Origin of the sequence: Streptomyces violascens (assembly GCF_014649955.1) — a bacterium.
Classification (GTDB): Bacteria; Actinomycetota; Actinomycetes; order Streptomycetales; family Streptomycetaceae; genus Streptomyces; species Streptomyces violascens.
This window is the reverse complement of the sequence record NZ_BMUA01000004.1, coordinates 383041-392407: the sequence shown is the minus strand read 5'-3', so window position 1 is coordinate 392407 and position 9367 is coordinate 383041. Positions and strand designations below refer to the sequence as shown.

The following is a 9367-nucleotide window of genomic DNA, read 5'->3' as shown; positions in this document are numbered from 1 at the left end:
TTACTTGTTCTCCGAATCGGTGGGACGGGCGTGGCTGACGGCGGGCTCGTTGCCGCCGAGCAGCAGGTACAGGACCGCCATGCGGGTGTGGACGCCGTTGGCGACCTGCTCGACGACCGTGCAGCGGTCGGAGTCGGCGACCTCGGCGGTGATCTCCATGCCGCGGACCATCGGGCCGGGGTGCATGACGATGCCGTGCTCGGGCATCTTGGCCATGCGGTCGCCGTCGAGCCCGTAGCGCCGCGAGTACTCGCGCTCGGTCGGGAAGAAGGCGGCGTTCATGCGTTCGCGCTGCACACGCAGCATCATCACCGCGTCGGACTTCGGCAGCACGGCGTCCAGGTCGTACGACACGTCGCAGGTCCAGTGCTCGACGCCGACCGGGAGCAGCGTCGGCGGGGCCACCAGGGTGACCTCGGCGCCCAGCGTGTGCAGCAGGTCGACGTTGGAGCGGGCCACCCGGCTGTGCAGCACGTCGCCGACGAGGGTGATGCGCTTGCCGGCCAGGTCCTGGCCGAGCGCGTCCTTGCCGACCAGGCGGCGGCGCATGGTGAACGCGTCGAGCAGCGCCTGGGTGGGGTGCTGGTGGGTGCCGTCGCCCGCGTTGATGACCGGGGCGTCGATCCAGCCGGAGGTGGCCAGGCGGTAGGGGGCGCCGGACGCGCTGTGCCGGATGACGACGGCGTCGACGCCCATCGCCTCCAGCGTCTGCGCGGTGTCCTTCAGGGACTCGCCCTTGGAGACCGAGGAGCCCTTGGCGGCGAAGTTGATGACATCGGCCGACAGACGCTTCTCGGCCGCCTCGAAGGAGATCCGGGTGCGGGTGGAGTCCTCGAAGAACAGGTTGCAGATCGTCCGGCCGCGCAGCGCGGGGAGCTTCTTTATCGGCCGGTCGGAGACGCGGGCCATCTCCTCGGCGGTGTCGAGGACGAGGACGGCGTCGTCGCGGGTGAGGTCGGCGGCCGAGATGAGGTGACGCATCATCTGGGGGTTCTCCAGGTGTGGTGGAGGTTTGGGCATGCGGGCGCGCAGAAGCAGGCCGTACGGGTCCGGTCGGGCCGTACGGGGTCGGGTGGGGCCTACTGCTCGCCGGCCGGGGCGGTCTGCTTGACACCGAGCAGCACGGCGTCGCGGCCGTCCTCCTCGGCGAGCTGGACCTTGACCGTCTCCCGCAGCGACGTGGGGAGGTTCTTGCCGACGTAGTCGGCGCGGATCGGGAGTTCGCGGTGGCCGCGGTCGACGAGGACCGCGAGCTGGACGGCGCGGGGGCGGCCGATGTCGCCGAGCGCGTCGAGGGCGGCGCGGATGGTGCGGCCGGAGAAGAGCACGTCGTCGACGAGGACGACGAGGCGCCCGTCGATGCCGTCGCCGGGGATCTCCGTGCGGCCGAGCGCCCGGGCGGGCTTCATCCGCAGGTCGTCGCGGTACATGGTGATGTCGAGGGAGCCGACCGGGGTCTTGCGCCCGGTGATCTCCTCCAGCTTCACGGCGAGCCGCTCGGCGAGGAAGACGCCGCGGGTCGGGATACCGAGGAGCACCACGTCGTCGGCGCCCTTGGCACGTTCGACGATCTCGTGGGCGATACGGGTCAGGACGCGGGCGATGTCGGGGCCTTCGAGAACGGGCCGCGCCGCATCGGGGTGCGCCGGATCCTGCTGGTTCTGCGGGTGCTGCGTGTCCATATGAAACGGACCTCCTTCTCCGCCTCACGGGACGGATCTTAAAGGACGTCGGAATTGCGTCACCAACGGTACCAGGGGCCAGGAGGCACCCGACACCGGGCCATCACTCGAACGGGTGAGTGCGCCCGACGAATCGCCGTGGCCTGTAGGGCCCGGCACACGCGGAGCCTGTCACTCCTCCGGGGTCAGGGTGTGGACCATTCGGCTTGACGCGGCCAAGTAACGCTGCGTAACCTCACAGTGAGTTACAGCCGCGCGGCGGAGCCGCACGTTGTCACAGCGTCCGGGGAGCTATATGTCCAGCGAATACGCAAAACAGCTCGGGGCCAAGCTCCGCGCCATCCGCACCCAGCAGGGCCTCTCCCTCCATGGTGTGGAGGAGAAGTCCCAGGGCCGCTGGAAGGCCGTCGTGGTCGGCTCGTACGAGCGCGGCGACCGCGCCGTGACCGTACAGCGCCTTGCCGAGCTGGCGGACTTCTACGGCGTTCCGGTGCAGGAACTGCTGCCGGGCACCACGCCGGGCGGAGCCGCCGAGCCGCCGCCGAAGCTGGTTCTCGATCTTGAGCGCCTCGCGCACGTCCCGCCGGAGAAGGCGGGCCCGCTGCAGCGTTACGCGGCGACCATCCAGTCGCAGCGCGGCGACTACAACGGCAAGGTCCTCTCCATCCGCCAGGACGACCTGCGCACCCTTGCCGTGATCTACGACCAGTCGCCCTCGGTGCTGACCGAGCAGCTGATCAGCTGGGGCGTCCTGGACGCGGACGCGCGCCGCGCGGTCGCCCACGAAGAGGGCTGACGCCCCTTCAGCAGAAACGTGCCGTCGGGCCCGGTGGGAGCACTCCGCTCCCACCGGGCCCGACGGCATTTGTGTATGCGGTCATACGGTCGCCCGAACACGCCGAAGGGCCCGCAGCACACGTGGCGCTGCGGGCCCTTCGTAGGCCTTGTCCCTGCCGGAGGCTAGTCGCGGCGCAGGCTCGGCTTGAGGTCCTTGAAACGGGCGAGGAGCCCGTTCACGAAGGCCGGCGAGTCGTCCGTGGAGAACTCCTTCGCCAGCTGGACGGCCTCGTCGATGACGACCGCGTCGGGCGTCTCGTCCTCCCAGACGAGCTCGTACGCGCCGAGCCGCAGGATGTTCCGGTCGACGACCGGCATCCGGTCGAGCGTCCAGCCCACCGCGTACGTGGAGATCAGGTCGTCGATGCGGTCCACATGGCCCGCGTACCCCTCGACGAGCTGCATCGTGTACTCGGCGACCGGCGGCTGACGGTCGTCGGACCGCGAGTGCCGCACCCAGTCCGCGAGGACCGTCTGCACGGACTCACCGCGCTGGTCGGCCTCGAAGAGGATCTGGAAGGCGCGCTTGCGGGCCTTGTTCCGGGCAGCCACGGTTAGCTGTTCACCCGGCCGAGGTAGTCGCCGGTGCGGGTGTCGACCTTGATCTTCTCACCGGTGGTGATGAAGAGCGGGACGCCGATCTCGTAACCGGTCTCCAGGGTGGCCGGCTTGGTGCCGCCGGTGGAGCGGTCGCCCTGGACGCCCGGGTCGGTGTGCTGGATGACCAGCTCGACGGCGGCGGGGAGCTCGACGTAGAGCACCTCGCCCTCGTGCTGCGCGACCGAGGCGGTGAAGCCCTCGATCAGGAAGTTGGCGGCGTCGCCGACGGCCTTGCGGTCGACCATCAGCTGGTCGTACGTGTCCATGTCCATGAAGACGAAGTACTCGCCGTCCATGTACGAGAACTGCATGTCGCGGCGGTCGATGGTGGCCGTCTCGACCTTCACACCGGCGTTGAAGGTCTTGTCGACCACCTTGCCGGAGAGCACGTTCTTGAGCTTGGTGCGCACGAAGGCCGGGCCCTTGCCGGGCTTGACGTGCTGGAACTCGACGACGGACCAGAGCTGGCCTCCGTCGAGCTTGAGCACCAGGCCGTTCTTGAGGTCGTTCGTGGAAGCCACGGTTGCGGAATCTCCTGGACTGAAAGCTGGTGGACGACCGAGGGTACGTACACGGGGCACGTACGCGTGCTAGAGCGCTAGCAGCTCCTTGGTCGTGATGGTGAGTAGCTCGGGGCCGCCGTCCGCCTCGGGGCGTACGACGAGCGTGTCATCGATCCGGACGCCGCCCCGGCCCGGGAGGTGGACCCCCGGTTCGACGGTGACCGGCACGCAAGTGTCCAGTTTACCCATGGCTCCAGGTGCGAGCTGCGGCTCCTCGTCGATTTCGATCCCGACGCCGTGTCCGGTGAGCGGTCCGAAGGCCTCCGCGTGACCCGCCGAGTCCAGCACCTGGCGGGCCGCGCGGTCCACCGCGCGGTACTCGGCGCCCGGTACGAGGGCCTCCCGGCCTGCCCGCTGGGCTGCGAAAACGGCGTCGTACAGCTCGATCTGCCAGTCGGCCGGGGTGGTGCCGATCACGAAGGTGCGGCCGATCTCGCAGCGGTAGCCGCGGTAGGTGGCACCCAGGCAGACCGAGAGGAAGTCGCCCTCCTCGACCCGGCGGTCGGCCGGGCGGTGGCCGGCCCGGCCGGAGTTGGGGCCGGTGCCGACCGAGGTCATGAAGGCGGGCCCGTCCGCGCCGTGGTCGACCAGGCGGCGCTCCAGTTCCAGGGCGAGGTGGCGCTCGGTGCGGCCCACCAGGATCGACTCCAGGAGCTCGCCCAAGGCCTGGTCGGTGATCTCGGCGGCGATCCGCAGACAGGCGATCTCGTCCTCGTCCTTGACCAGGCGGCGCTGCTCGACGGCCCCGCCCAGGTCACTCAGGAGCAGCCGGGGCGCCACCGAGCCGAGCGCGCGGTGGCGGGCCACGGACAGGTGGTGCTCCTCGACGGCCAGCGAGTCGGCGCCGCTGGTCTGGGCGAGGTCGGCGGCCGCGACGGCCGGGTCGCCGCCGGGGGCGGGCAGCACGGTGATCCGGAGCTGCTCGTCGAGGTGCCCCTCGATGAGGTCGCCCGACGGCGTCTGCGGGCACAGCAGTACGTCCTCGGCCGGGCCGACGAGCAGGACGGCGCCGGGCGGTGCGCCGCCCGCGAGGTAGCGGACGTTGGCCGGGCGGGAGACCAGGGCGGCCGCGCTTCCTGCGGCCGCGCAGCGGTCCCGCAGCCAGCCGCGGCGCACCGCGAACACCTCTGACATGCCCCGAGCGTATGAGCGGGGCGCCCGGTCGGCCGGTTCAGCGCGTCCGACCGGGGGCCGCCCCGGTGGTCGGTCCGTTCTTGTCCTCGCCCCCCAAGGCCTCAAGGGCCAGGGGACCCCATGACGGGCTGGAGTAGCTCCCCCGAGCCACGCGCCGCGTGCTCCGGTCTACCAGCTCGGCGGGCTGGCGATCGTTCTGGCCAGGACGTCGTCCAGGAGGCGGGCCGTGGTGGGCACGTCGTACTGGGAGTTGTCGATGATCGGCAGGCCCGAGCCGTACCAGCCGGCCATGCGGCCGTGGATGCCGGCCACCTCCTCGTCCGAGAGGCGGCGGTTGCCGCTGCGCTCCGCGTTGCGCTCCAGGACCACTTCGAGGCCCGGCAGCAGCACGACCGGCAGCAGGCCGGGGCCCACATGCCGCTTCCAGCCGCCGAGGCCGACGACCGGCCGGTCGGGGAACACCGCGTCGTCGAGGATGCACGAGATGTTGTTGGCCAGGAAGTTCCGCGCGGCGAAGCCGCAGGTGCGGCGGGCCAGGCGGTACTGGGCCTCGGAGTGGTCGTTCCAGCCCGACTGCGGGTCGGCGAACCCCGAGCACACCCATTCGCGTACGTCGTCGAGGCTGATGTGGGCGGTGGGCACCCGGCGGTGCTGCGCCCAGTACCGGGCCACGGTCGTCTTGCCGGCTCCTGCGGGGCCGATGAGGAGCACCGCGAGCGTGGTGGCGCCGGTCCCCTCGGGGGCCTGCGGCATCGGTACCGGCCCGCCGGGCGGCAGGGCGACGTGACCGGTGGTGTCCCGGGACGGCGGCCGGGCCGAGGCGTGCTGCGGGGCGGGCCCGTGCCAGCCCTGGCCGGGCGGCTGCTGGGTGCCCGCCGTGTGCAGGGCCCCCGGGTGATGGGCCGGCGCGGGTGGCGACTGCGGGTGGGCGGGGAGCTGGGCGGTCGCGGGCCCGGAGCCGGGCGGGGGCCCGGGCTGGTAGGGCGGGGCTCCCGGCGCGGGCGGGGGCGCGCCGGGACGCAGCGGAGCCGTCGCCTCCGGCTCGATCGGCTGCGCCCAGTCGTGCGGGGTCTGCCCCGGGGCGTGGGGCGGCGGCAGTGGAGCCCCCCCTGCGTGCTGCATCCGGTGCCACTCCGTCTCGTACAGGCAACTGGCGCTGGTCGGGCGCCCGTCGGGCGGCCCGGTGCAGAACCGTACCTCTCCCGGCCGCCACAGTGTGAACGGCCGGGGAGCGGCAACAGTGCCCGTCAGCCGAGTTCGTCGGCCAGTTCGTCGGCGAGCGCGCGCAGCGCCAGACGGTAGGAGCCGATACCGAAGCCGGCGACGGTGCCGGTGGCGACGGGTGCGATCACCGAGGTGTGGCGGAATTCCTCACGGGCGTACGGGTTCGAGATGTGCACCTCGATGAGCGGCGCGGTGCGCTGGGCGGCCGCGTCGCGCATTCCGTACGAATAGTGGGTGAAGGCGCCCGGGTTGATGACGACCGGAATCCGGCCGTCCGCGGCCTCGTGCAGCCAGCGGATGAGCTCGCCCTCGTCGTTGGTCTCGCGGACCGAGACGTCGAAGCCGAGCTCCTTGCCGAGCGCCTCGCAGACCTCGACGAGGCCGGCGTAGGTGGTGGCGCCGTACACGTCGGGCTCGCGCGAGCCGAGGCGGCCCAGATTGGGGCCGTTGAGGACGAACACCCGCCGGGTCATGCGGAGACCTCGCCATAGGCGGCGAGCAGCACCGCGGGGTCGGGGCCCTCCAGGACGGTCGGCTTGGCGAGGCCGTCCAGGACGATGAAGCGCAGGAGGTCGCCGCGGGATTTCTTGTCCAGCTTCATGTTCTCCAGGAGCTTGGGCCACTGGTCGCCGCGGTAGGTGAGCGGCAGGCCGACCGACTTGAGGATCGCGCTGTGCCGGTCCGCGGTCGCGTCGTCCAACCGCCCTGCCAGCCGGCCGAGTTCGGCCGCGAAGACCATGCCGACGGAGACGGCCGCGCCGTGCCGCCACTTGTAGCGCTCGTTCTTCTCGATGGCGTGGGCGAGGGTGTGGCCGTAGTTGAGGATCTCGCGCAGACCCGATTCCTTCAGGTCGCCAGAGACGACTTCGGCCTTGACCCGGATGGAGCGCTCGATGAGCTCGGCGGTGTGCGGGCCCTCGGGGCTGCGGGCGCCGGCCGGGTCGGACTCGATGAGGTCGAGGATGACCGGGTCGGCGATGAAGCCGGTCTTGATGACCTCGGCCATGCCCGACACGTAGTCGTTGACCGGCAGCGAGTCGAGCGCGGCGAGGTCGCACAGGACACCGACGGGCGGGTGGAACGAGCCCACCAGGTTCTTGCCCTCGGCGGTGTTGATGCCGGTCTTGCCGCCGACGGCCGCGTCCACCATGCCGAGCACGGTGGTCGGCACCGAGATCCAGCGCACCCCGCGCAGCCAGGTGGCCGCGACGAAGCCCGCGAGGTCGGTGGTGGCGCCGCCGCCGACGCCGATGACGACGTCGGTGCGGGTGAAGCCCGACTGTCCGAGCGCCTTCCAGCAGTAGGCGGCGACCTCGGCGGTCTTGGCCTCCTCGGCGTTCGGCACCTGGATGGCGATGGCCTCGTAGCCCTCGGCGGCGAGGTCCTGGCGGATCGCGTCACCGGTGCCGGCCAGGGCCTCCGGGTGGATGATCGCGACCCGCTTGGCCCGGTCGCCGATGAGTCCGGCGAGTTCGCCCAGCAGGTTGCGGCCGACGAGCACTTCGTACGGGTCCGTCCCCGCGGCGCCGCCGACCTGGATCCGGGTGGGTGCCTGCTCCGTCATGCGTCCTTCAACTCCAGTGCGTCGAGGACCGCCTGGGCGACCTCTTCGGGGGTGCGCTCGTCGGTCGCGACGACCGCACGGGCGACTTCGGTGTACAGATGGCGCCGCGCGTCCATCAGCTCGCGCCACTGCCGACGCGGGTTGACCGCGAGCAGGGGGCGCGCGGTGTTCAGGCCGACGCGCTTGACCGCCTCCTCGACGTCCATCGAGAGATAGACGACGGGGTGCGGCGCGAGCAGCGCGCGGGTGCCCTCGTCGAGGACCGCACCGCCCCCGAGGGCGAGGACGCCGGTGTGCTCGGCGAGGGCGACGCGCACCGCCTCCCGCTCCAGGGCGCGGAAGTGCGGCTCGCCGTCCTCGATGAAGATGTCGGAGATCGCGCGGCCCTCGGCGGCCACGATGTCGGCGTCGGTGTCCCGGTAGGGCGCGCCGAGCCGCTCGGCGAGCAGTGCGCCCACGGTGGATTTGCCCGAGCCCATCGGCCCGACCAGGACGACCAGCGGTCCGCTGCTCACCGGATCTGCAGGTGGTCGAGGTAGGACTCGACGTTGCGGCGGGTCTCGGGGACGCTGTCGCCGCCGAACTTCTCGGCGACGGCGTCCGCGAGGACGAGCGCGACCATGGCCTCGGCGACGATGCCCGCAGCCGGCACGGCGCACACGTCGGAGCGCTGGTGGTGGGCCTTGGCGGCCTCGCCGGTGGCGACGTCGATGGTGGCGAGCGCACGCGGCACGGTCGCGATGGGCTTCATCGCGGCCCGTACACGCAGCAGTTCACCGGTGGTCAGGCCGCCCTCGGTGCCGCCGGAGCGGCCGGAGGTGCGCTTGACGCCCTCGGCGGTGTTCACGATCTCGTCGTGCGCCTTGGAGCCGGGCACCCGGGCCAGGTCGAAACCATCGCCGACCTCGACACCCTTGATCGCCTGGATGCCCATCAGGGCCGCGGCGAGACGGGCGTCAAGACGGCGGTCCCAGTGCACGTGCGAGCCGAGGCCGACCGGCACGCCGTAGGCGAGGACCTCGACGACTCCGCCGAGGGTGTCGCCGTCCTTGTGGGCCTGGTCGATCTCGGCGACCATCGCCTTCGACGCGTCCGCGTCCAGGCAGCGCACCGGGTCGGCGTCCAGCTTCTCGACATCGGCGGGAGTCGGGTAGACGCCGTACGGGGCCTTGGCCGCGGCCAGCTCCACCACATGGCTGACGATCTCGATGCCGGCCGTCTCCTTCAGGTAGGAGCGGGCCACCGCGCCGAGCGCGACGCGGGCCGCGGTCTCCCGGGCACTGGCGCGCTCCAGGATCGGCCGGGCCTCGTCGAAGCCGTACTTCTGCATGCCGGCGAGGTCGGCGTGGCCGGGCCTCGGACGGGTCAGCGGGGCGTTGCGGGCCAGCTCGGCGAGGATCTCCGGGGCCACGGGATCGGCCGACATGACCTGCTCCCACTTGGGCCACTCGGTGTTCCCCACCATGATCGCGACCGGCGAGCCCATCGACAGGCCGTGCCGCACGCCACCGAGGAAGGTCACCTCGTCACGCTCGAACTTCATACGGGCGCCGCGTCCATAGCCGAGCCGCCGCCGGGCCAAGTGGTCGGCCACCAGCTCGGTGGTGATCGGCACGCCGGCGGGAAGGCCCTCCAGCGTCGCGACAAGTGCGGGTCCGTGGGACTCCCCAGCGGTCAGCCAACGCAACCTGCTCAACGGTGCTCCTCGTTGCTCGCGCGTCCTGGTAATCCGACGGCGCGGCCGGGGTGCGCGGCCCTGGCCC

Annotated in this window: 11 protein-coding genes; 1 reads left to right on the top strand and 10 read right to left on the bottom strand. The window is 71.8% G+C overall.

Annotation, left to right across the window (positions count from 1 at the left end; genetic code table 11):
• A complete protein-coding gene (locus IE206_RS12845; protein ID WP_189962230.1) occupies window positions 1-984 on the bottom strand; it encodes an aspartate carbamoyltransferase catalytic subunit in 984 nt (327 codons plus the stop codon).
• Window positions 985-1079: 95 nt separating this feature from the next.
• The gene (gene pyrR, locus IE206_RS12840) at window positions 1080-1682 is read right to left on the bottom strand and encodes a bifunctional pyr operon transcriptional regulator/uracil phosphoribosyltransferase PyrR (RefSeq protein WP_189962229.1); all 603 of its coding nucleotides are present in this window, start codon (window positions 1680-1682) and stop codon (window positions 1080-1082) included.
• A 295-nt stretch (window positions 1683-1977) separates the two neighbouring features.
• Between pyrR and bldD the strand changes: the two genes are divergently transcribed.
• Window positions 1978-2478: a transcriptional regulator BldD gene (bldD, locus tag IE206_RS12835; protein WP_014044812.1), complete on the top strand. Its 501-nt coding sequence runs from the start codon at window positions 1978-1980 to the stop codon at window positions 2476-2478.
• 164 nt (window positions 2479-2642) lie between these two features.
• Here bldD and nusB read toward each other — a convergent pair whose 3' ends face one another.
• From nusB to aroC, 8 genes are all read right to left on the bottom strand, one after another.
• Entirely contained in the window at window positions 2643-3071 is a 429-nt protein-coding gene (nusB, locus tag IE206_RS12830; protein WP_189962228.1) for a transcription antitermination factor NusB, read from the bottom strand.
• Between the two features lie 2 nt (window positions 3072-3073).
• A complete protein-coding gene (gene efp, locus IE206_RS12825; RefSeq protein ID WP_053724515.1) occupies window positions 3074-3640 on the bottom strand; it encodes an elongation factor P in 567 nt (188 codons plus the stop codon).
• 69 nt (window positions 3641-3709) lie between these two features.
• Complete coding sequence (locus IE206_RS12820) at window positions 3710-4816, bottom strand: aminopeptidase P family protein (protein ID WP_189962227.1); 1107 nt, start codon at window positions 4814-4816, stop codon at window positions 3710-3712.
• A gap of 168 nt (window positions 4817-4984) precedes the next feature.
• Window positions 4985-5938: a Pro-rich N-terminal domain-containing protein gene (locus IE206_RS12815; RefSeq protein ID WP_189962226.1), complete on the bottom strand. Its 954-nt coding sequence runs from the start codon at window positions 5936-5938 to the stop codon at window positions 4985-4987.
• 125 nt (window positions 5939-6063) lie between these two features.
• On the bottom strand, window positions 6064-6513 hold the full coding sequence (gene aroQ / locus IE206_RS12810; RefSeq protein ID WP_189962225.1) for a type II 3-dehydroquinate dehydratase: 450 nt from the start codon (window positions 6511-6513) through the stop codon (window positions 6064-6066).
• Window positions 6510-7604, bottom strand: a complete 1095-nt coding sequence (aroB, locus tag IE206_RS12805) for a 3-dehydroquinate synthase (protein ID WP_189962224.1) — start codon at window positions 7602-7604, stop codon at window positions 6510-6512. Before aroB ends, aroQ begins: the two co-directional genes overlap by 4 nt.
• Window positions 7601-8119, bottom strand: coding sequence for a shikimate kinase (locus IE206_RS12800; protein WP_308433924.1), 519 nt, complete (start codon window positions 8117-8119; stop codon window positions 7601-7603). The genes aroB and IE206_RS12800 overlap by 4 nt, the downstream gene beginning before the upstream one ends.
• Window positions 8116-9300, bottom strand: coding sequence for a chorismate synthase (gene aroC, locus IE206_RS12795; protein WP_189962223.1), 1185 nt, complete (start codon window positions 9298-9300; stop codon window positions 8116-8118). Before aroC ends, IE206_RS12800 begins: the two co-directional genes overlap by 4 nt.
• Window positions 9301-9367: the final 67 nt, after the last annotated feature.